The sequence below is a fragment of the Marinobacter maroccanus genome, assembly GCF_002933275.1.
In the GTDB taxonomy this organism is placed as follows: domain Bacteria; phylum Pseudomonadota; class Gammaproteobacteria; order Pseudomonadales; family Oleiphilaceae; genus Marinobacter; species Marinobacter maroccanus.
The window spans coordinates 35,346-61,519 of the sequence record NZ_PSSX01000007.1; the positions used below are offsets into that span (position 1 = coordinate 35,346).

A 26,174-nucleotide genomic window follows, 5' to 3' on the forward strand; every position below is an offset into this window, starting at 1 on the left:
ATCTGAAATTACAACAGCAACCCCGGATACAACCCGCTTCCTCGGACATTTTGACCCATCGCCTGCGGGTTGGTTCCTTCAGCGTGCTGCAACCGCGCTGATACGTGTTAACGGCCATTTTTACAACACAACGATCTGTTACAATCTCTTGATTATACGTTCGTGTCAGCACTTTCGCCGCTGACCTTTTGTTAATTGCACCGATAAAGAGATTACATCATGAGTTTTTCACCGGAACAGCGCCGGGAATACCGGGCCATTGCCCACAACCTCAAGCCCGTTATCATCGTTGGCGACAAAGGCCTGTCCGAGGGACTCCAGGAAGAACTGGAGCGCGCACTGAACGATCACGAACTGATCAAGATCAAGGTGGCGAGCCAGGACCGCGAGGCAAGGCAGGAAGCCATCACAGCCCTGTGCGAATCCTCTGGCGCTGAGCTGGTTCAGACCATCGGCAAGATCGCCGTTATTCTGCGTCGGGCCAAAAAACCCAACCCCAAGCTCTCCAATCTGTTGCGCCATAAGCACTGACCCGACGTCTGGGTCAGCAGGAACAAAAAAGCCGGCTGGGGAAACCCGAGCCGGCTTTTTCTCACCTGAGCAAGGGGTCAGATGAACGCTTTCAACTGACCCCGACTTCACCTCACACGTATTCGACCTGCTCGATCTCATATTCCACGGTACCGGAAGGCACGCGAATCGCGACCACATCGCCTTCGCTCTTGCCCACCAGCGCCCGGGCAATGGGAGAGGAAATCGACAGCTTGCCTGCCTTGATATCCGCCTCATCCTCGCCAACGATCTTGTAGATCACCTGCTCATCGGTGTCCATGTTGAGCAGATGCACCGTGGTACCGAAAATCACCTTGCCGGTATTCTCCATGGTGGTTACATCGATAACCTGAGCGCCGGAGAGCTTGCTTTCGATCTCCTGAATACGGCCTTCGATGAAGCTCTGCTGTTCACGGGCGGCATGGTATTCGGCGTTCTCTTTCAGATCGCCGTGCTCACGGGCGTCGGCAATTGCCGCAATCACCCGTGGACGGTCTTGGGACTTCAGCTTCTGAAGCTCCTCGCGGAGGCGGGTTTCCCCCTCCTTTGTCATCGGTACTCTGTCAGCCATAGTCTCACTTTCCTGCGTGAAGATCCTGGAGGCGGCGTACAGTGCGCTCCGGGCCGAATTTGATGGCCCGGCAGAAGGCTTCGCCGCCCGCCAGGGTTGTTGTATAGGTTACCTTGGTCTGCAATGCCGACTGACGGATCTGGGCCGAGTCGGAAATCGCCTTGCGACCCTCAGTGGTATTGATGATCAGCTGAACCTGACCGTTCTTGATGGCATCCACAATGTGCGGACGGCCTTCACGGACCTTGTTCACCCGATCAACCTCGATCCCGGCCTCTTTCAGGGCCTTGGCGGTGCCGGTGGTGGCCACAAGCTTGAAGCCGGCCTCAACCAGATCACGGGCCACTTTCGCGGCGCCGGGCTTGTCGACATCCCGCACCGACATGAACGCAGTCCCCTTGGCCGGCAGACGCTCGCCAATAGCCAATGCGGCTTTGGCAAAAGCCTCGTCAAAGCTGTCACCCAGGCCCATGACCTCGCCGGTGGACTTCATTTCCGGCCCCAGGATCGGATCCACCGCCGGGAACTTGTTGAACGGGAACACCGACTCCTTCACCGCGTAGTAGCGCGGGATGATTTCCTGGGTGAACTCCAGCTCTTTCAGGGTCTTGCCAGCCATTACCCGGGCGGCGACCTTGGCCAGGGACACACCGATGGCCTTGGACACGAACGGCACGGTCCGGGACGCCCGCGGGTTCACTTCGATCACGTAGATCTCGCCATCCTGCCAGGCCAGCTGCACGTTCATCAGGCCGACCACATCCAGCTCGATGGCCATCTTCTTGACGGCATCGCGCATTTCGTCCTGAACCTGCTGGGACAGGGTGTACGGCGGCAGTGAACAGGCGGAGTCACCGGAGTGAACGCCGGCCTGCTCAATGTGCTGCATAATGCCGCCAATCACCACGTCGGTGCCGTCGGAGATCGCATCGATGTCCACCTCAATGGCGGCATTCAGGAAGTGGTCCAGCAGCACCGGGCTGTCGTTGGAGACCAGCACCGCGTTGCGCATGTAGCGCACCAGCTCTTCCTCGTCATAGACGATTTCCATGGCCCGGCCGCCCAGCACGTAGGACGGGCGAACCACCAGCGGGTAGCCAATTTCCCGGGCTGCCAGGATGCCTTCCTCGTGGCTGCGCACGGTGGCGTTTTCCGGCTGTTTCAGGCCCAGGCGGGTGATCATCTGCTGGAACCGTTCCCGGTCCTCGGCGCGGTCGATGGCGTCCGGGCTGGTGCCGATAATCGGCACGCCGGCCGCTTCCAGGCCACGGGCCAGTTTCAGCGGGGTCTGGCCGCCGTACTGGACGATGACGCCCTTGGGCTTCTCAACGTGAATGATTTCCAGTACGTCTTCCAGGGTGATCGGCTCAAAGTACAACCGGTCGGAGGTGTCGTAGTCGGTGGACACGGTCTCCGGGTTGCAGTTGATCATGATGGTTTCATAGCCGTCTTCACGCATGGCCAGGGCCGCGTGCACACAGCAGTAATCGAATTCGATGCCCTGCCCGATCCGGTTCGGGCCGCCACCGATCACCACGATCTTGTCGCGGTCGCTGGCATCCGACTCGCACTCTTCCTCATAGGTGGAGTACATGTAGGCGGTGTCGGAGGCAAACTCGGCGGCGCAGGTATCCACGCGCTTGTAGACCGGGCGGATGCCCAGGTCGTGGCGCAACTTGCGCAGGCTCACCTCGGAGATGCCCAGCAGCTTGGCCAGGCGGGCGTCGGAGAAGCCCTTGCGCTTGAGGCGGAACAGGGTGGCCTGGTCAATGTCGGCCTTGCCGGCACTCTTCAGCGCCTGCTCTTCCCTGATCAGGTCCTCGATCTGCACCAGGTACCAGGGATCCACGTGGGTATGCTCGTGCAGGTCGCCCACACTCATGCCAGCCCGGAAGGCGTCGCCGATGTACCAGATGCGGTCGGCACCGGGCACGTTCAGTTCGCGGGTCAGGGTTTCCCGGGAATTCTCGGAATCCAGATCTTCGAGTTTCTCATCAAAGCCTTCGGAGCCCACTTCCAGCCCGCGCAGGGCTTTCTGCAGGGATTCCTGGAAGGTCCGACCGATGGCCATGACCTCACCCACAGATTTCATCTGGGTGGTCAGGCGGGCGTCGGCCTGGGGGAATTTCTCGAAGGTGAACCGGGGAATCTTGGTGACCACGTAATCGATGGACGGCTCGAACGAGGCCGGGGTCACGCCGCCGGTGATTTCGTTGCGCAGCTCATCCAGGGTGTAGCCTACCGCCAGCTTGGCCGCGACCTTGGCGATCGGGAAACCGGTGGCCTTGGACGCCAGCGCCGAGGAACGGGACACCCGCGGGTTCATTTCGATCACCACCATGCGCCCGGTGTCCGGATTAATCCCGAACTGGACGTTGGAGCCGCCGGTTTCCACACCGATCTCACGCAGGACCGCCAGGGAGGCGTTCCGCATGATCTGGTATTCCTTGTCGGTGAGGGTCTGGGCCGGTGCCACGGTGATCGAATCACCGGTGTGCACGCCCATGGCGTCGAAGTTCTCGATGGCACAGACGATGATGCAGTTGTCGTTCTTGTCGCGAACGACCTCCATCTCGTACTCTTTCCAGCCGATCAGGGATTCGTCGATCAGCAGCTCGTTGGTCGGGGACAGGTCCAGACCACGGGTACAGATTTCCTCGAATTCGTCGCGATTGTAGGCAATACCGCCGCCGGAGCCGCCCATGGTGAACGACGGACGAATGATGCACGGGAAGCCGATGTCGTCAGCCACTTTCCAGGCTTCTTCCATGGAGTGGGCGATGGTGGCCCGGGGGCATTCCAGGCCGATCTTCTTCATGGCCTTGTCGAAGCGGTCCCGGTCTTCGGCTTTATCGATGGTGTCGGCGTTGGCGCCGATCATTTCCACGCCGTGCTTTTCCAGGATGCCGTGGCGCTCCAGATCCAGGGCGCAGTTCAGTGCGGTCTGACCACCCATGGTCGGCAGCAGGGCGTCCGGCTGCTCTTTCTCGATGATCTTTTCGACGGTCTTCCAGGTAATCGGCTCGATGTAGGTGGCATCGGCCATCACCGGGTCGGTCATGATGGTTGCCGGGTTGGAGTTAACCAGAATAACCCGGTAACCCTCTTCGCGCAGCGCCTTGCAGGCCTGGGCTCCGGAGTAATCAAACTCGCACGCCTGCCCGATCACAATGGGGCCCGCGCCCAGGATCAGGATGCTTTGGATGTCGGTACGTTTTGGCATGTCTTGGTAAACCTGTCAGCAACTTTTGAATTCTGGCAGCGCAACGCGCGGCGCCCGTGAGCTTTCCGTGGCGATCGGTCTCAGGCCGATCGCGCCTCCATCAGGCGGATAAACTCGTCAAACAGCGGGGCCACGTCATGGGGGCCGGGGCTGGCTTCCGGGTGGCCCTGGAAGCTGTAGGCCGGCTTGTCGGTCCGGCGAATGCCCTGCAGGGTGCCGTCAAACAGGGACTTGTGAGTCGCCTCGACATTGGCCGGCAGTGTTGCCTCATCTACGGCAAACCCGTGGTTCTGGCTGGTAATCATTACCGTACCCCTGGCGATATCCTGCACCGGATGGTTGGCACCGTGGTGGCCGTGCCCCATCTTCATGGTCTTGGCGCCGCTGGCCAGCGCCAGCAACTGGTGTCCCAGGCAAATACCAAACACCGGGATCTCGGTTTCCAGCACTTCCTTGATGGCGGTGATGGCATAATCACAGGGCTCGGGATCGCCCGGGCCATTGGACAGGAACACACCGTCCGGCTTCATAGCCAGCACCTCGGAGGCCGGAGTCTGCGCAGGCACCACTGTGATGTCGCAGCCGCGGGAGGCGAGCATGCGCAGGATGTTCAGCTTCACGCCGTAATCCCAGGCAACCACCTTGAACCGGGACTCTTCACGCTCACCGTAACCCTCGCCCAGGGTCCACTCGGTTTCACTCCAGGACCAGATCTTCTCGGAGGTTACTTCTTTCGCCAGATCCATGCCCTTGAGGCCGGGGAAGGCTTTGGCCAGCTCCAGCGCCCGCTCGGCGGTGGCATTCTCGCCCGCCACGATGGCACCGTTCTGGGAGCCTTTGTCCCGGAGGATGCGAGTCAGGCGGCGGGTATCAATGTCGGCGATCCCAACAATGTTGTTGCTTCGCAGGTAGTCGTCCAGGCTTCCCTTGCTGCGCCAGCTGCTGGCCAGCAGCGGCAGATCACGGATGATCAGGCCGGCAGCCTGGATGCGGTCTGACTCAACGTCTTCTTCGTTCACACCGGTGTTGCCGATATGCGGGTAAGTCAGGGTAACGATCTGGCGGGAATAGGACGGATCTGTCAGGATTTCGTGGTAGCCGGTCATGGCGGTGTTGAACACCACTTCACCGCTGGTTTCTCCGTCAGCGCCGATGGCTGTGCCGTAGAACAGGCTTCCGTCTGCGAGTGCAAGGATTGCTGGTGTGCTCAAGGCTTGTATCCTCATCGAGTGGCGTATCGGTTCGTCACGAACAGGAACGCAAGCGCAAATTCAGGTTGCAAAAAAGCGAGACGGAGTCTTAACTCGGTCCCGCTTTTTCAGAAACTTGGTGCAAAGGTACGCTTGGTGCAGTCAAACCGCCTTATTGTAAAAAATATGGCGCTTTGTGTCCATGGAAAATGTCTTCGCAAGACTGGGACCGAGACACCGGCGGGCGCTTGGGATTCCTTTCCCGGGAACCGCTACAAGCACCCCTTCGGGGTCCAGCCAGCAATCACAGATTGCTGTCGTTCGGCTGTCGCATGAAGCTTCGCTTCACATACGCTCTGCCTTACCCATGTGCGCTTGTTTCGGGCCATCCCTGGCCCTCTACATTCCCGGCAAAGGAATCCCAATCCCCCACCTCGGAGAATGCCCTCAAGCAGGTAGGTCGGATTAGAGGCGCCAGCCTCGTAATCCGACAAACAGACTTCACTTCAGATCCAGCACATCCTGCATATCATAAAGCCCGGCCGACTTATCCTTCAGCCACAACGCCGCCCGCATGGCACCCTTGGCAAAAGTCATCCGGCTGCTGGCCTTATGGGTCACCTCGATGCGCTCGCCCTCGGTGGCGAACAACACGGTGTGATCACCAACCACGTCACCCGCTCGAATGGTCTCAAAACCGATTTCCTTGCGGGTGCGCTCGCCGGTGAAGCCTTCACGGCCATAGACGGCACACTCTTTCAGATCCCGGCCGAGGGCATCAGCAACCACTTCGCCCATGCGCAGCGCCGTACCAGAAGGAGCATCTTTCTTGTGGCGATGATGGGCTTCGATGATTTCCACATCGTAGTCGTCACCCAGGGTTGCGGCGGCGGTGCGCAGCAGGTTGAGGACAACGTTGACGCCCACGCTCATGTTGGGTGCGAACACCACTGGCGTGGCTTCGGCGGCCAGGGCCAGTTGCTGCTTTTCGGCATCGGACATGCCGGTGGTACCGATCACGAGCATCTTGCCGTTGGCCTTGCAAAACTCGGCATTTTCCAGGGTCAGGTCCGGGAAGGTGAAGTCGATGAGCACATCAAAATCATCCTTCACATCGGCCAGGCTGCCGGCCATTTTGACGCCGGTTTTGCCGATCCCGGTCATTTCGCCGGCATCGGCGCCGATCAGACTACTGCCCGGCTCGACAACGGCGGCACCCAGCTCCAGGCCTTCGGTGCCGTCAACGGCTTCGATCAGGACTTTCCCCATGCGCCCGGCGGCGCCGATGATTGCTACCCTCATGCTCGCGTTCCTTTTTCGGGCCGATCAGAATTTCATTTCGTCGAAGAAGCTTTTGACACCTTCAAACCAGGAGCTCTTCTTCGGGCCATGCTCTGTGCCGTTACTGGCATCCAGGGTTTTCTGGAACTCTTCCAGCAATTCTTTCTGGCGCTTGGTCAGGTTCACCGGTGTTTCCACAATCACGCGGCACAGCAGGTCACCGGCCGGGCCACCACGAACCGGGCTGACGCCCTTGTTGCGCAGCCGGAATAGCTTGCCGGTCTGGGTTTCCGGTGGAATCTTCAGCTTCACCCGGCCATCCAGTGTCGGCACCTCGAGCTCTCCACCCAGGGAGGCATCAACGATGCTGATAGGCACTTCACAATAGAGATTGCGACCGTCTCGGGTAAAGATGGAGTGCTCGCGCACGGCGATCTGCACATACAGGTCCCCGGAGGGCCCGCCATCGATGCCCATCTCACCTTCACCGGAGAGGCGAATGCGGTCGCCGGTGTCCACACCCGGCGGCACTTTGACCGACAGCGTTTTCTCTTCCTGAACCCGACCCTGGCCATGACAGCCCTTGCAGGGGTTCTTGATGATCTGGCCGGAGCCTCGACAGGTCGGACACGCCTGCTGCACGGTAAAGAAGCCCTGCTGCATGCGCACCTGCCCCATACCTTTACAGGTACCGCAGGTTTCCGGGCGAGAGCCTTTTTCAGCGCCACTACCATCGCACACTTCACACTCGCGATGGCCCGGGATCTGGATCTGGACCGTCTTGCCCTTTACGGCCTCTTCCAGATCAAGTTCCAGGGTGTAACGAAGATCGGCACCGCGGGTATTGCGCCCACGACCACCGCCACCACCAAAAATGTCACCAAAAACATCGCCGAAGATATCGGAGAAGCTGGCACCGCCGCCTCCGAATCCGCCACCACCGGCCTGACCGTCTACGCCGGCGTGACCAAACTGGTCATAGGCAGCCCGCTTGGACGGCTCTGCCAGTACTTCGTAGGCTTCGCTGGCCTCTTTGAACTTGTTCTCGGCTTCGGCGTCGTCCGGGTTACGGTCGGGGTGATACTTCATCGCGAGCTTTCGATAGGCTCGCTTGATTTCCTTCTCGTCCGCGTCCCGGGAAATCCCGAGAATCTCGTAATAATCGCGCTTGGCCATGCTTTTAAAACCCTGTTTTTAAACGCGGAAAACGCGGGGAATTCCCCGCGTTTTCCAACTGCCTGATGTACGTCAGATTTATCGCTTGTCGTCGTCTTTGACTTCTTCGAACTCAGCATCGACGGCGTCGTCAGACTGCTGGCCCTGGGCTTCTTCCTGCCCACCGGCCTGTTGGGCATGATCCGCCTGATCTGCATACATCTTCTGGGCCAGCTCGGAAGAGACTTCAGTCAGCTTCTGAGTCTTGGCTTCGATGTCTTCCTTGTTGGAACCTTCCAGAGCTTCTTCCAGCTCTTTAATGGAAGCTTCGATGGACTCTTTCTCGCTGTCGCTGACCTTGTCACCGGCGTCCTTCAGGGTTTTGCGAACGGCGTGGACCATTGCATCACCCTGGTTGCGGACCTGGACAAGCTCTTCGAACTTGCGATCTTCCTCGGCATTGGCCTCGGCGTCCTGAACCATCTTCTCGATCTCGTCATCATTCAGACCAGAAGAGGCCTTGATCACGATCGACTGCTCTTTACCGGTCGCCTTGTCCTTCGCGGATACGTTCAGGATACCGTTGGCGTCGATGTCGAAGGTCACTTCGATCTGAGGCACACCGCGCGCTGCCGGCGGGATGTCGGCCAGGTCGAATCGACCCAGAGACTTGTTCTGGTTCGCTTGCTTGCGCTCACCCTGCACCACGTGAATGGTTACGGCGGTCTGGTTGTCATCCGCAGTGGAGAAGGTCTGCGACTTCTTGGTCGGAATCGTGGTGTTCTTATCGATCAGCGGAGTTGCCACACCGCCCATGGTCTCAATACCCAGGGTCAGCGGGGTTACGTCCAGCAGAAGAACGTCTTTCACGTCGCCAGACAGAACGGCCGCCTGGATTGCAGCGCCCATGGCCACAGCTTCGTCCGGGTTGACGTCCTTGCGCGCTTCTTTGCCGAAGAACTCTTTAACCTTTTCCTGCACCAGCGGCATGCGGGTCTGACCACCGACCAGGATAACCTCATCGACTTCGCTGGCCTTCATGCCGGCGTCTTGCAGGGCAACCTTACACGGCTCGAGACTGCGCTGAACCAGCTCCTCAACAAGAGACTCCAGCTTGGCGCGGGTCAGCTTAACGTTCATGTGCTTAGGACCGGACGCGTCTGCAGTGATGTACGGCAGGTTGACGTCGGTCTGCTGGCTGCTGGAAAGCTCAATCTTGGCCTTCTCACCAGCTTCCTTCAGACGCTGCATCGCAAGGGAATCGCCACGCAGGTCGATGCCGCTGTCTTTCTTGAACTGGTCTGCCAGGTACTCGATGATCTTCAGGTCGAAGTCTTCACCACCGAGGAAGGTGTCACCGTTGGTGGCCAGAACCTCGAACTGATGCTCGCCGTCTACATCGGCAATTTCGATGATGGACAGGTCAAAGGTACCACCGCCCAGATCGTATACAGCCACGGTGCGGTCGCCGCTCTTCTTGTCCAGGCCGTAAGCCAGGGCCGCCGCAGTCGGCTCGTTGATGATCCGCTTCACTTCCAGCCCGGCGATCTTGCCTGCGTCCTTGGTGGCCTGACGCTGGCTGTCGTTGAAGTAGGCCGGCACGGTGATAACCGCTTCGGTCACTTTCTCGCCAAGATAATCTTCGGCTGTCTTTTTCATCTTCTTGATGATTTCCGCAGAAACCTGCGGGGGAGCCATCTTCTCTCCCTTCACTTCAACCCAGGCGTCGCCGTTGTCCGCCTTGGCGATCTTGTAAGGCACCATCTTGATGTCTTTCTGAACCACGTCGTCCTCAAAACGACGACCGATCAGACGCTTGATGGCGTAAAGGGTGTTATTCGGGTTGGTTACTGCCTGGCGCTTGGCTGACTGGCCAACCAGGGTCTCACCATCGTCTGTATAGGCGATGATGGACGGGGTGGTGCGATCACCCTCGGCGTTTTCAATTACCTTGACCTTGTCGCCATCCATGATGGCTACACAAGAGTTGGTGGTTCCCAGGTCGATACCGATAATCTTGCTCATTGAATCACTCCAATTCTTCTGAATGCTTTCCCGGAGGCCAATTTCCCCCGCTTTCGCTATTTACTGGCTATATTGGCGCTTTAATCGGCTTTTCAAGCCTGCTCATCAATTTTTGGTGCATCTTCTGCCTTGGCGACCACCACCATGGCCGGCCGCACCACGCGGCCATTCAGCAGATACCCTTTCTGCACCACGGCGACCACGCTGTTCGGCTCTGCATCCGGCGCCGGCACCATCGACATGGCTTCGTGATGCTGGGGATCGAACGGTTCGCCCACCGGGTTGATCTGCTCAACATTGAATTTCTTCAGACTGGACATGAACAGGCTAAGGGTCATTTCAACGCCTTCACGGATGGAGGCAACCGCATCGCCCGAGTCCTCATGACCTTCAGTGCTCTCGACTGCCTTTTCCAGACTGTCAGCAACCGGCAGCAGCTCCTTGACGAACTTTTCCAGAGCGAACTTGTGGGCTTTCTCCACATCAATCTCCGCTCGACGGCGCACATTCTGCATCTCCGCCTGAGAGCGCAACATCTGCTCCTGGAATTCCTGAACCTGAGCCTGGAGCGCTTCCACTTCGGAGGCTTCGCTGTCGCCAGCCTCTCCTTCAGCAGACTGGGCTTCCTCTTTCGCAGCCTCGAGGGCTTCGTTCAGTTCCTCGTGCTCGTTCCGGTTCTCGTCAGTGCTCATGGTTACTCCTGCTTGATCTAAAGCGGCCCGCTGTCAGTGGCCGATTAAACATGGGCTCCGGCCCCGGCGAGCCGGAAAATGTCGTTGCGAACGGATATGGGGCCCGCTCTTCAGGTTTCAACCACCAATGCCTGCAATCCTGAAGAAAATCCCCTCCGCGGGTTTGCAAACAACAAAAACCCTGTATATATTCACAGTCACTGTATACATCCACAGTGTTTTGCCGGTTTCAGGAAAAACGCGGAGGTTATCTGCATGCTGACTCAACTTACGGTTTCCAATTACGCCATCGCCGAACGGGTGGAACTCCAGTTCAGCAAGGGCATGACCGCACTGACCGGCGAGACCGGCGCCGGCAAATCCATTGTGCTGGACGCCCTTGGACTGGCCATGGGTGGTCGCGCAGATGCCGGCGCCGTCCGCCATGGCGCCAAGCGTGCCGACATTACAGCCACCTTTGACGTATCCGACATTCCCGAGGCCAGCAACTGGCTGGCAGAGCATGAGCTGGATGACGAAAGCGACTGCATTCTGCGTCGGGTGATCAGCAAGGATGGCCGCTCCCGCGCCTACATTAATGGCCAGCCCTGCCCGCTGAATCATTTGAAGGAACTCGGCGGGGTATTGATGGATATTCACAGCCAGCACCAGCATCAATCCCTGTTGCGCAAGGAAACCCACCGCAAGCTGGTGGATGAGTTTGCCGGCGTTGAGACCCTGGCCGCCGACACCCGCGAAGCCTGGAAAACCTGGAACCAGATCCGCCAACGGCTGACCGAGCGCCAGCAGAATGCGGATGAAGCAGAGGCCAAGCTGCAACTCCTGCGTTACCAGGTGGAAGAGCTGGACCGCCTGGCACTGGAAAACGGCGAACAGGAACAACTGGAACAGGAACAGGCCCAACTGAGCCAGGCCGACACGGTTCTGCACAACAGCCACCAGGCAGCCCTGCTTTGCACGGAAGATGAAACCAGCGCGGCTGATCTCGTTCGTCAGGCACTGCAACAACTGGAACAGCTTCCCGTGGACGTACCTGCACTGGCCGACACCATACAGATGTTGAACGAAGCCCAGATCCAGATCAGCGAGGCCGGCGACAACCTGCGTCACTTTGTCGAAGACTACGAGGCCGACCCGGCACGTCTGGCGGACGTGGAAGAACGGCTCAGCGCCATTTACCAGATGGCCCGCAAACACCGGATCACGCCGGAGGAATTACCGGAACTTCATCAGCGCCTGAGCGTCGAGCTGGCCGAACTGGACGGCGGCGAGGGCAGCCTGGAGCAACTGGAGGCTGAGCTGGAAAGCCAACGGGCACGATTCGATGAACTGGCCGGCAAGCTTTCGGAGGCCCGCGCCACGGCCGCTGCCGAGCTGGACCAACGGGTCGCAGCCGAGCTTGCCCAGTTGAGCATGCCCAACATGCAGTTCATTACCCACCTGAATCGGAGCAGTGGCCAGGAGCCGGCACCCCACGGCCTGGAAGAGATTGAATTTCTGGTCAGCGCCAACCCGGGGCAGCCGGCGCGGCCACTGGCCAAAGTCGCCTCCGGCGGCGAATTGTCGCGGATCAGTCTTGCCATTCAGGTAGTGGTTGCCCAGACCTCAACCACGCCCACCCTGGTCTTCGATGAAGTGGACGTCGGCATTGGCGGGGGCACGGCCGAAGTGGTTGGCCGGCTACTCCGGACTCTTGGCAGCAACGGGCAGGTACTTTGCGTGACCCACCTGCCGCAAGTGGCAGCCCAGTGTCACCAGCATTTATTTGTCAGCAAGTTTACCGAACAGGATGCCACCTTCTCGAAAATCGAGACGCTGGATGATCAGGGCAGAATCAGTGAAGTGGCGAGAATGCTGGGAGGCGTGGACATGACCGAACACACGATCGCACACGCCCGGGAGATGTTTTCTAAGGGGCAGGCAACCCATCACTGAGCCGCGAGCAATTTTCCACTACCCCTCTCGATCCTGAGAGCTGTTGGGGCGGGCCAAAACCCGCCCCTTTTTTCATCAGACTGACTGAGTCAGGCTCAGGACTTGATGGGCTTTACGTACAGAATCAGGCTGTGATCAACGATTTCGTAGCCATGCTCTTCAGCAATTTTCTTCTGGCGCTCTTCAATGACTTCGTCAACGAACTCGATTACCTCACCAGTCTGAGTGCAGACCATGTGGTCGTGGTGATCGTCGCCAGCCATCTCGAACACGGCATGGCCGCCTTCAAAGTTGTGCCGAAGAACCAGCCCCGCCGCCTCAAACTGGGTCAGCACCCGGTAGACTGTTGCCAGCCCCACGTCATCGCCTTGCTCCAGAAGCTTCTTGTACACATCTTCGGCACTGAGGTGATGCTCCTCCGCTGTCTCCAGGATATTGAAGATCTTCACTCGCGGCAGAGTCACTTTCAGACCGACTTTTCGTAATTCGGCGTTTTCGGATGACATGTTACTATTCACTCTTTGGTGTGCCTCACGGCTTCCGGTATGATGAAGCCGCCATTGAACGGTTAACCCGTGTCACACCTGCCTCTGGCAGGCGATTTCAAGATAGAGGATTTCCCCCGGCGATGCAAAAGCTCACAGCTCTCATTCTCACTTTCGTTCTATCCGGTTGCGTTTTCCCGGGCGTCTACAAAATCAACGTCCAGCAGGGAAACATCGTTACCGATGAGGAGCTGACGCAGCTGACCGAAGGCATGCCTCGCAGCCAGGTGCACGCCGTTATGGGAACACCCCTCATGCTCAACCCGGTTGACCCCTCCCGCGAATACTATGTGTATACGTTCCAGAGAGAGGGCGGAGACATCCAGGAACAACGAATTATCGTTTACTACGAAGGCGACCAGTACGCCTACTACGAGGCCCAGCTGCTGGAAGAAACCCCGGCCTACTGAGCCTGGCCTTTCTTCTTCGCCCGGTTCAATCGCGCCTGCTTGGGATCGATCTTGAGCGGGCGATACAGCTCCACCCGGTCGCCTTCGCGAAGTTCGTGCGCCGCCGGGTCTTTGATGACCTTTCCGAACACGCCCATATCAATGGTGTCGGGATCAATTTCCGGAAAAATATCAGTGATTCCGGATAGCTTGGCAGCCTCCAGAGCCGTGGTTCCCTCCGGCACGTTCACCGGCACAATTTCCTGCCGGTCGGGTCTGGCATAGGCCACTTCCACCTGCATTATGCGCCCTCCTTCCGGTAAAGCTCATCAGCACGGCGACAGAAAGCATCCACCATGGTATTGGCGGCCTGGCTGAAAACGGGCCCGAACGTCATCCTTGAAAGCGATCCGGAGAACTCGAACTCCAGGGTCAGAATCACCTTGCAGGCGTTCTCGTCCAGGGATTTGAAATGCCAGCGGCCCGTCAGGTTGCGGAAAGGGCCGTCCACCAGATTCATCTCGATCGCCTCGGGCATCAGCAACTGATTGCGGGTCGTCAGTTTGTGGCGCACTCCGCCCTTGGCAATTTCCAGGGACGCCGTGACCTGCTCCGGCTGACGCTCGTGAATCTCCGCGCCCGCACACCAGGGCAAAAACTCCGGGTAACGGGCAATATCGTTTACCAGGTGAAACATGCGCTCGGCGGAGTGCATAACCAAAGCTGTTTTATCAATCTGATGGGGCATTGGAACCGGTTGTCCTGCTTGCAAACACGCTGTGAAAAAGTTGCGGACTTCTGGGAAGGAAGACAGCCTCAATCACACGCTATCATAAAGGATATCGTTCTGTTTTGGGGCTTTTTCGCCTGACTTACCACCACTTTCCTCCATCGCCGGCGACTTCTGGTCTGACGCGGGCGCCGTCCCGTCAGACTCGGCGGCTTCCCCCTCGGAGTCGGCAGGCGTAGCGGCAAAGGACCGATCGTTCGGTGGCACTTCACCGCCTTCCGAAAGCATGGCAGCGGGCTGCTCGCACCAGGCAGCAACGTTGCCGTTGCTACACAGGTTGGCCAATGAAAAGGCCGTGTACTGGATCCCTATCCATGCAACGACGATGGGCAGAACCAGGCGCATCACCCAGAACCAGATACCGGCGAACAGCCTTGGTGCAGCGCCCAGCATGGTACCGGAAAGATGCCTGGTCAGGCACCAGCCCGTAAACAGCGCGATCAGGATGGCCACAAGGGGAATCAGCAGGCCGCCGGTGACCAGTTCCAGCCAGCGAAACAGGGTAGCACCGCCAACCCGCTGTTCGGCCCATACATTAAATGACAGCAGAGAGGCGAGACCCGCCAGCCATACCGCCAGGCCAATGAGCAGCACCGACAGACTTCTGGGCGCGCCGGTCCACTCCCGAAACCAGCCAACAATTGGCTCGAGCACATTCAGCGACGTGGTCCAGACGATCAGCACCACCAACAAAAAGACCGCCGCAATCACAAACTGGCTTGCCGGCAACTGGGCCAGTGTAATAGGCATGGAGACGAACAGCAGGCTGAAGCCCCGCTCACCGTCAAAGCTGTTGCCGTCGGTCGCAATCGCGAAAATCATCAGGCCCGCGAGGATGGCAACCAGGGTATCCATCAGCACCACCGCCAGAATCGAGCGCTTCAGACGGGTGTGGGGCGTGGTGTAGGAACCCAATATGGCCCAGACACCCATACCGAGGCCGAGGGTAAAGAAAGCATGGAACAGGGCCGCCTTCAGACTCTCCCAGGAAAGATCCTCTGGATGCATCGCCAGAATATGGTTGATGGCACCATCGATCCGCCCGTGCCAGGCGGCCAGGGCAAAAAGCACAAGCATCAGCACCAGGGCGCCCGGTACCACCACCCGCAGGGCCCGCTCCAGCCCTTTCACCACGCCCTGCGCCGAGACCCAGAGCACCAGCAGCAGAAAAAAGACATGCCAACCCATGAAAACCCGGTATTCCCTGGGGTCTGACACCAGGCCCGCCAGAATGCCGGTTGCCTCGGGCTCGCCAGCACCGGAAAAGCGGCCAAGCGCACCGAAAAAGACGTAGGCCAGGGCGACAGCACCGAACACTGCAGTGAATGAGAGCACCAGAAAGGCGGCCAGTATGCTGAGCCGTCCAACCGCCATCCAGGCACGGGACTGCTTGGCACTGCGGATCAGCCCATCCATGGCCAGGACAATTCCATGTCGGGCATAGCAACCTATGGCCGCTTCGGTCACCATCAGCGGCAGAGTAACCAGCAGCAGGCAGGCAAGGTAAAGCAGGATGAACATGCCACCACCATGCAGACTGGCCAGATAAGGGAACTGCCACAGGTTGGCAAGACCCACGGTAGCGCCCACCGCGGCCCAGAAGAAGGTTGATTTTCGGGTAAAGGACCCGATATGTGTCTGATACGGCGTAGGCATTCGCGTCCCTGAGGCCACTGAGCAGGTCGGGGAGAAGGTCTGGGCCAGTATTGTAGCTGAAGGATCCCTCCGCGCACGAACCAGAAGCAGCCACAACGCTGATTTCGTGACCGCTCTGGCACTGTTGGGCTACAATGCGCCTTTTTCCGGCTGCAGCAAGGCCGGTCCGTTCATTCGTCCGACCCCGGATTCATTGATTCATGAGCAAGAAAAAACCCGGAACGCCGAGCAACACCATTGCGCTGAACAAGAAGGCGAAGCACGAGTACCACATTGAGGAACGCTTTGAAGCGGGCCTCGCCCTGCTGGGCTGGGAAGTGAAATCCCTCCGTGCGGGCAAGGCCCAACTGGTGGACGCCTATGTGCTGCTCAAGGACGGCGAAGCCTGGTTGCTCGGCTCTCACATCACCCCGCTGATTGCGGCGTCCACCCACGTGATCGCAGACCCCACGCGCACGCGCAAGCTCCTGCTCCACGCCAAGGAGATTGCCAAGATCGTTGGCAAGGTGAACCAGGCCGGTTACACCTGCATTCCGTTGGCGCTGTACTGGAAAAACAACAAGGTAAAGTGCGAAATTGCCCTGGTGAAAGGCAAGAAGCTGTTCGACAAGCGCGCCACCGAGAAAGAGCGCGACTGGAACCGCCAGAAGCAGCGCATCCTGCGCGAAGCCAACGTTTAATCCTGCCCGCCGAGAATTAACAAATACCTGACGCCGGTCATGGCCGGCGTCGACGGGTATGTCGCATACTCACTCTCTTTGTTCAGAATTCCAACAGGCCTATACTCGGGAACTCCGGTGCAGGGCAAAGGGAGCCGCTTATGTCACCCAAACAGATACCAATGTCTGCCGTGGACCGCGCGTGGCTGCGCATGGATTCGCCCCAGAACCCCATGATGATCTGTGGAGTGTGGACGCTGGAAAAACCGGTTTCGATGAGCCGCCTCAGGCACACGCTTGAGGAGCGGTTTCTCTGTTTTGACCGGTTCCGGCAACGGGTCCTAGACACCGGAGACCGCGCCTACTGGCAGGACGATCCCCTGTTCGATCTGGACAATCACCTGCACCGCATCGCCCTGCCAGGCAAGGCCGACAAGGCGGAGCTCCAGAAGCTGGTCAGCGACATGAACAGCACCTCACTGGATTTCCGGCAGCCGCTCTGGCAAATGCATTACATCGACAATTACGGCGACGGTGGCGCACTGCTGATCCGCATTCACCATTGCATTGCCGATGGCATTTCACTGGTGCGCGTGATGCTGTCACTCACCGATAAAACGCCGGAACCCAGGCTGGGCAAAGTGGCCCGCAAGCGTCGCTCCAAACCCCGCCAGAGATCGGCTATCCAGAACTTCCTGCACCGCGCCGTAGACAGCGCGCAAACGGCGACCAATCAGGCAAGACTGTTCATTCAATCTGTTCGTGAAGAGCCCAACTACCCCCTGAAACTGGCAACCACCGCCAGCGGCGTAGCCTTCGACCTGCTCAAGCTTGGTCTGGCCCCTGTAGAGCCCAAAACCGGATTGAAGGAACCGCTATCCGGACGCAAGCAGGTGGCCTGGGCCGATCCTCTCGATCTTGCCGACGTGAAAGCCTGCGCCAAGGCCCTCGGCGGCACCATCAACGATGCCCTGCTCTGCACGGTCACCGGGGCCTTACAACGGCATTTTGCAGCCCATAAGGAGACAATCCCCGAGTGCGGAATTCGCGTGGCCGTGCCATTCAACCTGCGACCACTGGATCAACCCATAGAAACCCTCGGTAACAAGTTCGGCCTGGTCCTGGTCACGCTGCCGGTGGAAGTGATGGACCCGCTGATGTGTTTCCGGCAGGTGCAGGAGAACATGAACCGCCTCAAGCGATCCTATCAGGCCCAGGTTACCTACAGCCTGCTTGATATCTTCGGCCGGGGCCCCGATGTTATTGAACGGCGGGCGCTGGATCTGCTCAGCAACAAGGCCTCCGCCGTGCTGACCAACGTGCCGGGCCCGAAAGAGCCCCTGTACCTGGCGGGCAGCAAGCTGACCCAGCCCATGTTCTGGGTGCCCCAGAGCGGCACCATCGGAATCGGGATGAGCATCCTCAGTTACGCCGGCACCGTGCAATTCGGCATTACCGTGGACAAGGCCATTCACGCCGACCCGGATGCCGTGATGGGCTACTTCCGGGAAAGCTTCGAGGCCCTGAGCCACGCGGCTCTGGCAGGCCGGCACGGGGCCATTGAACGCAAGGCCAGTTAGGGCTGTAAGTACATCTACAACCCTGTAAGCACAAAACTGCAACAAACAAACCTTGAAGTCCGGCAAACCGGACACATATACTGGAGGTAAGGGGACGACATGGCTTCGACGCTGGTGGCGAACCCTTGAGTGCATGTCGAGATGGCAGCCAATCTCGTTAATCCAAAGCTGCAACGCAATAGTCGCAAACGACGAAAACTACGCACTAGCAGCGTAAGCTGCTAGTCGTCCTGACCGGGTCGCCCGTAGCCCGGAAGCAACATCTCAGGACGTCATCGCTTACGGGATGCTCCGTTACCCAGAGTTCACTGGCTAACGGCTAAGATTTAAAGAACTCGGTTCTTGCACCCTGGCTCTCGGGTCGCTTGAACTTAAATCAATAGAGAGACGCTAAACATGTAGACCTCAAGGCTGAGTACTGGCGGACGCGGGTTCAATTCCCGCCGTCTCCACCAATCAACCGAAAAGCCCCTGATTTCAGGGGCTTTTTTCGTTATACCCCCTCCAAAACCTGGCCGAACGTCAACGAATCGCCAACGGGCATGTGCCCGTATCTGTCTGCGCCTCTGCCAGCCCAAACCCTCCGGGATCGCAAACATACCGATTCACAATGGCCGCAAACGTCCCGTCGTCCAGCATTGCTCGGAGCGCAACATCAAAATCTGCCACAAACCCGGAACTAACCGTTGCTTTGGAGAAAACGAAGTACGCCGGCTTATTGGAGACTACCAGTGAGCTGGGCGTAATCGTGCCGGACAGTCCCAGTTCCTGTATCTCGTACAAGCCGGTTAGCCTGCTGGCAACCACGCCATCGATGCGATTACGGGCCAGCATTTTCCAGAGTGACTCCCGGCGGGAGAGATACTGAATGTTTTGTTCGAAGTCGGGATTCTGAACAAGGGCGCTGTATTCGTCGCTATAAGTCACGCTAATCTGGGCGCCTAGCCTGAAATCTGATTCCAGCAGCTCTCTCAACCCGCTTAAGTCGAACCTGGCCTCGTCAGTCCGCCGAACAAACAAGATATTGGGGGATACCAGGCCAACCACTTTCGAGTAGTGGCCATACTGTTCGCGCTCGGGGGTCTGATAGGCGCCGGAGAGCATGTCCACCCGCCCGTCACGCAGTTCCCGGAGCGCCCTCGCCCATGGCAGTTTTTCGAAGGAAAGGTTGCAACCAAGGCGCGCCATGGCTTCACGAACCAGATCGGCATCCATACCAACCACTTCATCTTCCTCGGCCATGAAATAAGGCGGATCATCATCCCAGCGCAAGGTGATGTCGCAGTCGCCATAGGTTGGTGCCGCAAAACAGAGAACGGACGCCAAGACCAAAGCAGATTTACAAAAAACTGGTCCAAATAAGCGCGGGGGCAACAACTGTGAGAACGGGAATCCGTTACTCTTGCCTGTATACATCTTTGGTGCCGCTGAGGGAGGAAACTCTGTTCAATATAGACCAATAAGTCCCTGGCTCAAAACCTCTGCAAAACCAGATCAGTGCTAACCCTTCCGTCATCTTGTGGTCATGCACTCTTTACTCAAGCAAGGTAGTGTCTGGGAAATACGAACTAAAAGGGGCCTCACGCAACACCATGAACCAGCCAGACGACCCGGCCAGCCTGACAGAACTTCTGGAACGCCTCCGCTCGAATACCGCGGGACAGGCTCAGGTGTCTGTGGGTGATGTACTGGAAGCCGTGGGTGAGCGCTCATTCGGGCCGATCGTTCTGATCGCCGGCGTTATTACCCTGGCGCCGCTGATCGGGGATATTCCCGGGGTACCCACCCTGCTCGGCCTGATGGTGTTACTCACTCTGGGACAACTCGTTCTCCAGCGACACTCGATCTGGATTCCGTCAAAGCTGGCGCGCCGGAACATTGAGAGAGAAAACCTTGCCAGGGGACTGGACTGGATGGCCAAGCCCGCCCGTTTTATGGATCGCTGGACCAGACAACGGCTACTCTGGCTGGTTCGCGGGCCGGGGCAGTACGTTATCTCCATTATCTGCATGGCCGTAGCCGCTGCCATGCCACTGATGGAGGTAATTCCATTCAGCGCCAACGGTGCCGGAATCGCCCTGATGGCCTTTGGCCTGGCCATTGTGGCTCGGGATGGCCTGCTCGCCCTGGTGGCAATCCTGGCGACCGGTGGTACAGCCTGGTTCGTTTTAAACAATTTGCCCTGGTGACACCCGGCACTCACGGACTCTGTCACCATTTGAAACAATCCTTCTGAATCCCCGTTCACGGTAAAGCTGCTACTATTGCTACATACCCCTGGCTTGCGGGCTGAACAGCGCCCGGCAAACAGCCTGTTGAACCAACTTCTTGAAAAAGCTCCTGCTTCAGGGGCTTTTGCAGTTGAAAGGACCCGGTTATATGTCCAGCAAAACGAAGCAGACCCAGAAACTTTTGCTGTTCCGGCTTTCCGGCGAGCGTCTGTTCGGAATCGGTACCCTGAAGATCCGGGAAATCCTGCCTTTCATGCGGCTGACCAAGCTGCCCCACAGCCATCATGCGGTCATCGGCACAGCCACCTTCCGGGGTTCCGCCGTTCCTGTTATTGATATGGCCGCGGCCGTGGGCTACCCACCACTGACCCGGGAAGAACAGGAAAAAGCCTCAATTATTGTCACGGATATCCAGCGCCAGGAGATCGGTTTTCTGGTGCGCAGCGTTCAGCAGATTATCGAAACCGATTGGAAGGAAGTAATGCCGCCGCCCAAGGCCCTGGGCAACAAGGCCTTTATCACCGGCCTGCTGGACGTGGAGGGCGATATTATCCAGTTGCTGGATGTCGAATTGCTGCTGGCCAAGGTGTACCCGGAATCCCTGAACACCCAGGAGGTGGTTCTCACGGATGTTCAGAGCGAGACGCTCAAGGCCCTGAACATTCTCATGGTGGACGATTCCCAGGTGGCCCGGAAGCAGCTCTCGGACGTGCTGGACAGCAAGGACATTCCCTACCAGGTAACGTCCAATGGCGATGATGCCCTGCAGATCCTGCTGCGGGACCACGAACTGGGCCGGCCCACGGATATCCTGGTCAGCGATATCGAGATGCCGGGACTGGATGGTTATGAGCTGGCGTTCAATGTGCGTGACAATTCAGCGCTGAAGCAGCCCTACATCATCCTGCATACGTCACTGAACAGTGAGATGAGCCTGAGCTATGCCAATCAGGTAGGTGCCAACGAGGCCCTGACCAAGTTCGATGCCGAAGAGCTGCTTCAGGCCATGTTGAGGGGGGCAGAGCAGGCCCGTTAAGGCCTGAGCTGTTCAATGAACTCGTCTGCGTCGGCGCGCATCTCAGCCAGCTTCTGCTGCCACTCGTCGCGGTGACGGTTCAGGGTGTCCTCGCTCAGGCGGGTGAAGCGTTCGCCGGTTTCCGCCACGGTGCGGCTGGCGTTGGCGAGGGATTCCATGGTCGGGTCGCTCAGCTCATCGGCCTGGCGATCCAGATCCCGGGCAGCCTGTTCCAGGATCACCCGGTCCTTCTCCGGCGTCGGCTCATTATCTTTCAGGGCTTCTTCCACCGAGCGCTCAAGCTCCCGCATGGCTTCCTGAAGCTTTTTACCGAACTCGTCCATGGCGCTCTCTGCCTGCCGCCCCATTTCCTCAGAGTAGGCTTCCAGGTCCCGAGCCAACTGCTCCATTTGCTGCTCAAACTCGTCGGACGATGAGGAAAAGCGGGCGCTGAGCTCTTCCCCCAGTCGGCTGAGCTCACCCATGATGCTGTTGAACGGTGAGGGATTGAGGATGGCCTCGCCAGTGCGGTTGTAATCCACCAGCCATTGCTCCTGGAAGCGCACGAGGTAAGTGACCAGCTCCAGCCGCTCGCCTTCGGTACCCGCCTCGGCGGGCAGGCGGGTGACGATGGTGGCCTCACGGTCTTCGATGATCACCCGACCGAACGATGGCACAGTATCTGTCCAGCTTCGCTGGTAACCGTCGAACGCGGCGGTATCCGCCAGGGTAGAGTACTCCATGACGTCGTCGGCATCGTTCTCGGCCATGGCCTGCCAGAAGGCCGCCGCCACTTCCTGGGGTGTCTCGGGGTTGCTGCAACCGGCGAGCAGGGTCAGTGTCAGGGCGGCGATCAGGCCACGGGTAAGGAAACGGATCATTGCTGTGCTACCTCGGGTTCAACATCCGCTGAGCATGATACACCCCTTACAGCCTGCAGGTCAGTTCCGCCAGCTCCTCATCAAACACCCGGCGGTTTTCACTGTAATCCACCGGCACCTCGACCAGGTGGACACCGCCCTCTGCCAGGGCGTGCTCCAGTGTTGGCCGCAGGTCTTCGGTGCGGGTCACCCGGTGCCCCTTGGCACCATAGGATTCGGCGTAGGTGACAAAATCCGGATTACGATAATCCAGCCCGAAATCGGTGTAACCCTCTTGCCCCTGCTTCCACTTGATCATGCCGTAGGCACTGTCGTTGATAATCAGCACCACCAGGTTCAGGTTCAGGCGTACCGCGGTCTCAAGTTCCTGGCTGTTCATCATGAAGCCGCCATCGCCGCACACCGCCATCACCTTGAGATCCGGATACAGCATGGAGGCCATCATTCCACTGGGCAGGCCGGCGCCCATGGACGCCAGGGCGTTGTCGAGAAGCACGGTGTTATTGTCGTAGGCGGGGTAATTGCGGGCAAACCAGAGTTTGTACATGCCGTTATCCAGGGTGATGATCCCGTCCTCCGGCATCACCTGGCGCACATCATGAACAATACGCTGGGGAATCACCGGGAAACGGTCATCCTCGGCCCGCTCCTGCAGGTGGGCGTCCACCGCCTCTTTCACTTCCATCAGGCGAGTGAAGTCGTGGTTGGCGCATTGACCACAGTTCTCGGCCATGTATTCCACGCTGTTGGCGATATCCCCCACCACCTCGTGCTGGGGAAAATACACCGGGTCCACGTCGGCAGCACTGAAGTTCACATGAATGACCTTCTTGCCGCCGGGGGTCATGAAGAAAGGTGGCTTTTCCACCACATCGTGGCCGACATTGATCACCAGATCGGCCCGATCTATTGCGCAGTGCACGAAATCCCCGGCCGACAGGGCGGCGTTGCCCAGATAACGGGGGTGCCGCTCATCCACCACGCCCTTGCCCATCTGGGTGGTAAAGAACGGGATGCCGGTGACATTCACCAGGTGCAACAGCGCCTGGGACACCCGCTTCCGGTTGGCGCCGGCACCAATCATGATCAACGGATGCCGGGCTTCGCGAAGCATCTCGCAGGCCATCTCCAGGCTTTTCGGACTGGCCGAGGGACGGCGAGCATCGCTGGGTTTGAAGATATGGGTGTCGGATTCAGGCACTTCGTCGGCAATGTCTTCCGGCAGCTCCAGATGCACAGCACCCGGGCGCTCCTCGGAAGCAAGACGGAAAGCTTCCCGAACCTTGGCAGGTATGGTGTTGGCATTGGTGATCTGCCGGGTGTACTTGGTGAGCGGACGCATCAGATCCACCACATCCAGGATCTGGAACAACCCCTGCTTGGAGGATTTGATGGGCTTCTGGCCCGAGATCATCATCATGGGCATACCGCCCAACTGGGCGTAGGCGGCTGCGGTTACGAAGTTGGTGGCACCTGGCCCCAACGTGGAAAGACACACACCCACCCGGCCGGTCAGGCGTCCATAGGTGGCGGCCATAAACCCGGCAGCCTGTTCATGGCGGTTCAGTACCAGCTTGATGCTGGAGGTCCTCAGGGCTTCGAGGAAGGCGAGATTCTCCTCACCGGGCACCGCGAAAATGTATTCAACGCCTTCGTTTTCCAGCGCCCGGATAAACAACTCTGCCCCGTTACGGGCCGGGGAGTGTTCGTTGGCCATGGCCTTCCTCTTGATCTGTGGGTCCCGGGTAATCGGCAGGCTCCGGGATCAATCGGTTCTGGGCGGCTCCGCCTGAAGGGCTTCTGCCGGCAGGCGATCCTGACCCCAGCTGCGATACACACCTTCTGTTACGCGCCGGAGAGCGTCTTCGTTCACTTCCGCAGGCTCTCCCCGTTCCAGGGGATCATAGTGGAAGATGTACAGCCGCGATGTGAACTGCTCGAACGGCAGCGACGACTCGCCAAAACGCTCGCCGTAGCCGGAGGTGCTTACCTTCACGCCGTCGCCCCAGTTCTGGCCGCTGTCGTTGTTCGGGTTAAAGAAATAAACCCTCATTTCACCGTCCGGATCCAGCGCCGCCCGGAGAATGGTGATGGCGTGCCAGCCGATAAAGCGGGCGGCACTGTCGGTAACCGCAATGCCCGCAGGCTGCGGGTGAATCAACGGTTGATTGCCGTTGTAATAGGGATGATAGCTGGCGTAAAAGTGCCGGATAAAGCCTTCAAGATCGTGCAGCTTGCCGGTGCTCACGTCCACGTTGATGGCAAACCCCCGGCCGGCGGACCAGCCATGGAATTCCGGATTCACCCATTTATGGGGATCACCCTCGCGGCCGACACATAACCGGCCCATCTCCACATAAATGCGGTCAAGATGCGGCACCACCACCAGCGAAACCGGATCAAGATCCAGGGTCACCTCGGAAGCGACACCACCGACACTCCGGGCCGACGACACCGGCTGGCCTTCAAAGTGCATTACGATCTCATTGTCCCGGGCGGCCCAGGCTACCATCTGCAACAGATAATCCGGGTCATTGTAAGCCCACATGGACAAGGCACGGGCCGACTGGCACGTGGGGTTATTGCCCTGACCCACACCCATCGGCTGCCCCAGCATGTTCAGCACACCCTGGATCAGCCAGGCACCAGGCTGGGGCTGGTAGCCATAGGCCAGCTCGAGGCGTTCCCGAGCGTGGGGGCAAAGCGACAGATGGGCCTGACGCCAGAGCGCCGGCGCAACGGGTGGTTGATAGAGAATACCTCGCTCCAGCAGCAGCGCCAGGCCATAAATGCCCTGGGCCGTTTCCGGATAGATGCCTTCCTCGATCAACGTGTGCACCAGCTCCCGGTAACACAGCAGGCAATCCCGGCCGGTACTGGACAGACCCAATGCCTCGCTGAGCAGGGTGTCCTGGTCTGCCAGAATGAACCGTATGAACGAGGCGTGGTAGGGCGAGACCAGGCCGGTATCGTGCATGGAACGCGCAAAACCGGTGGCTTCGTTCTGAAGGGCCTGGGCATCCATGGTTTCCAGTCGTTGCTGGTATACCACGGTTCCGGGGTCTTCACTGCAGGCCCGGGTGGGGCCATACAGGCTTGAGATCAGTCGATCGGCACCGCGACCCGCGCTGCCCAGATCGGCTTGTGGATCAGCCCGGCAAAGCGCTATCTGGGTGATCATCTTGCGCACGTCCGATACCTGGATCGGTCGCTGCTCAAGGATCCGCCAGATTTCCTCGATCAGACTGTCAATGACATGTTCGTAGCCAATGTGGTGCGCCACGTACTGAACGACAGCCTGACTGATCAGCGCGAGCTTGCCCTGCTCCCGCTCGGCTTCGCCGGTCATACCAAACAACAGGCCCAGGTTAATGGCGAGCACCTGGGTCAGGTAGTGATGTGCCTGTTCAGCCGATACAGACGGATGCAGGTAGTGGCCCCGGGCCACGGCCAGCAACCTCAGTTCACTGAAAGCCTCGATGACGACGGTATCGGCATTCTGGCTCTGCAGCGAATAGGTTGTCAGCGTGGGGAGCAGGATACCGGGTTCGGCCCAGTCGGTACCGGCGAAAACACCCGCCAGCTCAAGTCGCTCGGCGCGCTCCTCGATAATCCGGCAACCGTCTGGCTGCAGCAGGACCCTGCGGGAAATATCCAGCACGCGTGGAAGTTTGCCGGCCCTGGCGAAGGACCGGCTCTCTTCCATGGCCTGGATTGCATCATCCAGCCGTTGAACCAGCTTGTCGAAATTCACAACTGGCGTTGCGCTGCCCGGTTGGTGATCGTTCAAACGATAATCCTCAG

The 26,174-nt window shown here is 58.9% G+C and carries 22 protein-coding genes and 1 other RNA gene; 8 read left to right on the plus strand and 15 right to left on the minus strand.

Going from position 1 to position 26,174, the window contains the following annotated elements:
• The first annotated feature begins 219 nt into the window (after positions 1 to 219).
• Positions 220 to 531 (plus strand): ribosome assembly RNA-binding protein YhbY, encoded by a 312-nt coding sequence (gene yhbY, locus KEHDKFFH_RS09880; RefSeq protein ID WP_064229997.1) that lies wholly within the window; start codon positions 220 to 222, stop codon positions 529 to 531.
• A gap of 112 nt (positions 532 to 643) precedes the next feature.
• Here the strand turns inward: yhbY and greA are convergent, their stop codons facing one another.
• From greA to grpE, 7 genes are all read right to left on the minus strand, one after another.
• Positions 644 to 1,123 carry a transcription elongation factor GreA gene (greA, locus tag KEHDKFFH_RS09885; RefSeq protein ID WP_104321771.1) on the minus strand — a complete coding sequence of 160 codons (480 nt, stop codon included), beginning with the start codon at positions 1,121 to 1,123 and terminating at the stop codon, positions 644 to 646.
• A gap of 4 nt (positions 1,124 to 1,127) precedes the next feature.
• Positions 1,128 to 4,346 carry a carbamoyl-phosphate synthase large subunit gene (gene carB / locus KEHDKFFH_RS09890; RefSeq protein WP_104321772.1) on the minus strand — a complete coding sequence of 1,073 codons (3,219 nt, stop codon included), beginning with the start codon at positions 4,344 to 4,346 and terminating at the stop codon, positions 1,128 to 1,130.
• A gap of 80 nt (positions 4,347 to 4,426) precedes the next feature.
• A complete protein-coding gene (carA, locus tag KEHDKFFH_RS09895) occupies positions 4,427 to 5,557 on the minus strand; it encodes a glutamine-hydrolyzing carbamoyl-phosphate synthase small subunit (RefSeq protein WP_192875770.1) in 1,131 nt (376 codons plus the stop codon).
• Between the two features lie 480 nt (positions 5,558 to 6,037).
• Entirely contained in the window at positions 6,038 to 6,838 is an 801-nt protein-coding gene (gene dapB / locus KEHDKFFH_RS09900) for a 4-hydroxy-tetrahydrodipicolinate reductase (RefSeq protein WP_069181920.1), read from the minus strand.
• A gap of 24 nt (positions 6,839 to 6,862) precedes the next feature.
• Positions 6,863 to 7,993: a molecular chaperone DnaJ gene (gene dnaJ, locus KEHDKFFH_RS09905; RefSeq protein ID WP_104321774.1), complete on the minus strand. Its 1,131-nt coding sequence runs from the start codon at positions 7,991 to 7,993 to the stop codon at positions 6,863 to 6,865.
• 78 nt (positions 7,994 to 8,071) lie between these two features.
• Positions 8,072 to 9,997: a molecular chaperone DnaK gene (dnaK, locus tag KEHDKFFH_RS09910; protein ID WP_104321775.1), complete on the minus strand. Its 1,926-nt coding sequence runs from the start codon at positions 9,995 to 9,997 to the stop codon at positions 8,072 to 8,074.
• Positions 9,998 to 10,089: 92 nt separating this feature from the next.
• A complete protein-coding gene (gene grpE / locus KEHDKFFH_RS09915; RefSeq protein WP_104321776.1) occupies positions 10,090 to 10,689 on the minus strand; it encodes a nucleotide exchange factor GrpE in 600 nt (199 codons plus the stop codon).
• A gap of 255 nt (positions 10,690 to 10,944) precedes the next feature.
• Between grpE and recN the strand changes: the two genes are divergently transcribed.
• Positions 10,945 to 12,624, plus strand: coding sequence for a DNA repair protein RecN (gene recN / locus KEHDKFFH_RS09920; protein WP_104321871.1), 1,680 nt, complete (start codon positions 10,945 to 10,947; stop codon positions 12,622 to 12,624).
• 95 nt (positions 12,625 to 12,719) lie between these two features.
• Here recN and fur read toward each other — a convergent pair whose 3' ends face one another.
• Positions 12,720 to 13,130, minus strand: a complete 411-nt coding sequence (gene fur / locus KEHDKFFH_RS09925; protein ID WP_104321777.1) for a ferric iron uptake transcriptional regulator — start codon at positions 13,128 to 13,130, stop codon at positions 12,720 to 12,722.
• Between the two features lie 122 nt (positions 13,131 to 13,252).
• Here fur and KEHDKFFH_RS09930 point away from each other — a divergent pair, with 122 nt between their 5' ends.
• Positions 13,253 to 13,579 (plus strand): outer membrane protein assembly factor BamE, encoded by a 327-nt coding sequence (locus KEHDKFFH_RS09930; protein WP_104321778.1) that lies wholly within the window; start codon positions 13,253 to 13,255, stop codon positions 13,577 to 13,579.
• Here the strand turns inward: KEHDKFFH_RS09930 and KEHDKFFH_RS09935 are convergent.
• The 3 genes from KEHDKFFH_RS09935 to KEHDKFFH_RS09945 all read right to left on the minus strand — a co-directional run bounded on the left by KEHDKFFH_RS09935 (position 13,573) and on the right by KEHDKFFH_RS09945 (position 16,004).
• On the minus strand, positions 13,573 to 13,860 hold the full coding sequence (locus tag KEHDKFFH_RS09935; protein WP_104321779.1) for an RnfH family protein: 288 nt from the start codon (positions 13,858 to 13,860) through the stop codon (positions 13,573 to 13,575). The genes KEHDKFFH_RS09930 and KEHDKFFH_RS09935 overlap by 7 nt on opposite strands.
• A complete protein-coding gene (locus tag KEHDKFFH_RS09940) occupies positions 13,860 to 14,306 on the minus strand; it encodes a type II toxin-antitoxin system RatA family toxin (RefSeq protein ID WP_064229986.1) in 447 nt (148 codons plus the stop codon). Before KEHDKFFH_RS09940 ends, KEHDKFFH_RS09935 begins: the two co-directional genes overlap by 1 nt.
• A gap of 72 nt (positions 14,307 to 14,378) precedes the next feature.
• Entirely contained in the window at positions 14,379 to 16,004 is a 1,626-nt protein-coding gene (locus KEHDKFFH_RS09945; RefSeq protein ID WP_104321780.1) for a sodium-dependent transporter, read from the minus strand.
• A 200-nt stretch (positions 16,005 to 16,204) separates the two neighbouring features.
• Between KEHDKFFH_RS09945 and smpB the strand changes: the two genes are divergently transcribed.
• The 3 genes from smpB to ssrA all read left to right on the plus strand — a co-directional run bounded on the left by smpB (position 16,205) and on the right by ssrA (position 18,698).
• Positions 16,205 to 16,684, plus strand: coding sequence for an SsrA-binding protein SmpB (gene smpB / locus KEHDKFFH_RS09950; RefSeq protein ID WP_064229984.1), 480 nt, complete (start codon positions 16,205 to 16,207; stop codon positions 16,682 to 16,684).
• Between the two features lie 140 nt (positions 16,685 to 16,824).
• Entirely contained in the window at positions 16,825 to 18,243 is a 1,419-nt protein-coding gene (locus tag KEHDKFFH_RS09955) for a WS/DGAT/MGAT family O-acyltransferase (RefSeq protein ID WP_104321781.1), read from the plus strand.
• 90 nt (positions 18,244 to 18,333) lie between these two features.
• Positions 18,334 to 18,698: a transfer-messenger RNA gene (gene ssrA, locus KEHDKFFH_RS09960) on the plus strand.
• A gap of 67 nt (positions 18,699 to 18,765) precedes the next feature.
• Here the strand turns inward: ssrA and KEHDKFFH_RS09965 are convergent.
• Entirely contained in the window at positions 18,766 to 19,569 is an 804-nt protein-coding gene (locus KEHDKFFH_RS09965; RefSeq protein ID WP_158253194.1) for a substrate-binding periplasmic protein, read from the minus strand.
• Positions 19,570 to 19,835: 266 nt separating this feature from the next.
• On the opposite strand from KEHDKFFH_RS09965, the gene KEHDKFFH_RS09970 reads away from it, so the two are divergent.
• A complete protein-coding gene (locus KEHDKFFH_RS09970) occupies positions 19,836 to 20,432 on the plus strand; it encodes an exopolysaccharide biosynthesis protein (protein ID WP_104321783.1) in 597 nt (198 codons plus the stop codon).
• 190 nt (positions 20,433 to 20,622) lie between these two features.
• Positions 20,623 to 21,510 carry a chemotaxis protein gene (locus KEHDKFFH_RS09975; protein ID WP_104321784.1) on the plus strand — a complete coding sequence of 296 codons (888 nt, stop codon included), beginning with the start codon at positions 20,623 to 20,625 and terminating at the stop codon, positions 21,508 to 21,510.
• Here the strand turns inward: KEHDKFFH_RS09975 and KEHDKFFH_RS09980 are convergent.
• Genes KEHDKFFH_RS09980 through KEHDKFFH_RS09990 form a run of 3 tightly spaced genes read right to left on the minus strand, consistent with a single transcriptional unit; the run spans position 21,507 to position 26,160 of the window.
• Positions 21,507 to 22,370 (minus strand): hypothetical protein, encoded by an 864-nt coding sequence (locus KEHDKFFH_RS09980; protein ID WP_104321785.1) that lies wholly within the window; start codon positions 22,368 to 22,370, stop codon positions 21,507 to 21,509. The two genes, KEHDKFFH_RS09975 and KEHDKFFH_RS09980, sit on opposite strands and share 4 nt — an antisense overlap.
• A 46-nt stretch (positions 22,371 to 22,416) precedes the next feature.
• Positions 22,417 to 24,087 carry an acetolactate synthase large subunit gene (locus KEHDKFFH_RS09985; RefSeq protein ID WP_104321786.1) on the minus strand — a complete coding sequence of 557 codons (1,671 nt, stop codon included), beginning with the start codon at positions 24,085 to 24,087 and terminating at the stop codon, positions 22,417 to 22,419.
• A gap of 48 nt (positions 24,088 to 24,135) precedes the next feature.
• On the minus strand, positions 24,136 to 26,160 hold the full coding sequence (locus KEHDKFFH_RS09990) for a hypothetical protein (protein WP_104321872.1): 2,025 nt from the start codon (positions 26,158 to 26,160) through the stop codon (positions 24,136 to 24,138).
• Positions 26,161 to 26,174 lie beyond the last annotated feature (14 nt).

What these genes read in the sequence shown, in the direction of transcription:
- yhbY (WP_064229997.1), top strand. Translation starts at nt 220, where the DNA reads ATGAGTTTTTCACCGGAACAGCGCCGGGAATACCGGGCCATTGCCCAC.
- grpE (WP_104321776.1), bottom strand. Translation starts at nt 10,689, where the DNA reads ATGAGCACTGACGAGAACCGGAACGAGCACGAGGAACTGAACGAAGCC.
- dnaK (WP_104321775.1), bottom strand. Translation starts at nt 9,997, where the DNA reads ATGAGCAAGATTATCGGTATCGACCTGGGAACCACCAACTCTTGTGTA.
- smpB (WP_064229984.1), top strand. Translation starts at nt 16,205, where the DNA reads ATGAGCAAGAAAAAACCCGGAACGCCGAGCAACACCATTGCGCTGAAC.
- KEHDKFFH_RS09945 (WP_104321780.1), bottom strand. Translation starts at nt 16,004, where the DNA reads ATGCCTACGCCGTATCAGACACATATCGGGTCCTTTACCCGAAAATCA.
- dnaJ (WP_104321774.1), bottom strand. Translation starts at nt 7,993, where the DNA reads ATGGCCAAGCGCGATTATTACGAGATTCTCGGGATTTCCCGGGACGCG.
- KEHDKFFH_RS09980 (WP_104321785.1), bottom strand. Translation starts at nt 22,370, where the DNA reads ATGATCCGTTTCCTTACCCGTGGCCTGATCGCCGCCCTGACACTGACC.
- KEHDKFFH_RS09970 (WP_104321783.1), top strand. Translation starts at nt 19,836, where the DNA reads ATGAACCAGCCAGACGACCCGGCCAGCCTGACAGAACTTCTGGAACGC.
- KEHDKFFH_RS09975 (WP_104321784.1), top strand. Translation starts at nt 20,623, where the DNA reads ATGTCCAGCAAAACGAAGCAGACCCAGAAACTTTTGCTGTTCCGGCTT.
- greA (WP_104321771.1), bottom strand. Translation starts at nt 1,123, where the DNA reads ATGGCTGACAGAGTACCGATGACAAAGGAGGGGGAAACCCGCCTCCGC.
- dapB (WP_069181920.1), bottom strand. Translation starts at nt 6,838, where the DNA reads ATGAGGGTAGCAATCATCGGCGCCGCCGGGCGCATGGGGAAAGTCCTG.
- KEHDKFFH_RS09985 (WP_104321786.1), bottom strand. Translation starts at nt 24,087, where the DNA reads ATGGCCAACGAACACTCCCCGGCCCGTAACGGGGCAGAGTTGTTTATC.
- carB (WP_104321772.1), bottom strand. Translation starts at nt 4,346, where the DNA reads ATGCCAAAACGTACCGACATCCAAAGCATCCTGATCCTGGGCGCGGGC.
- KEHDKFFH_RS09955 (WP_104321781.1), top strand. Translation starts at nt 16,825, where the DNA reads ATGTCACCCAAACAGATACCAATGTCTGCCGTGGACCGCGCGTGGCTG.
- fur (WP_104321777.1), bottom strand. Translation starts at nt 13,130, where the DNA reads ATGTCATCCGAAAACGCCGAATTACGAAAAGTCGGTCTGAAAGTGACT.
- KEHDKFFH_RS09930 (WP_104321778.1), top strand. Translation starts at nt 13,253, where the DNA reads ATGCAAAAGCTCACAGCTCTCATTCTCACTTTCGTTCTATCCGGTTGC.
- KEHDKFFH_RS09935 (WP_104321779.1), bottom strand. Translation starts at nt 13,860, where the DNA reads ATGCAGGTGGAAGTGGCCTATGCCAGACCCGACCGGCAGGAAATTGTG.
- KEHDKFFH_RS09940 (WP_064229986.1), bottom strand. Translation starts at nt 14,306, where the DNA reads ATGCCCCATCAGATTGATAAAACAGCTTTGGTTATGCACTCCGCCGAG.
- recN (WP_104321871.1), top strand. Translation starts at nt 10,945, where the DNA reads ATGCTGACTCAACTTACGGTTTCCAATTACGCCATCGCCGAACGGGTG.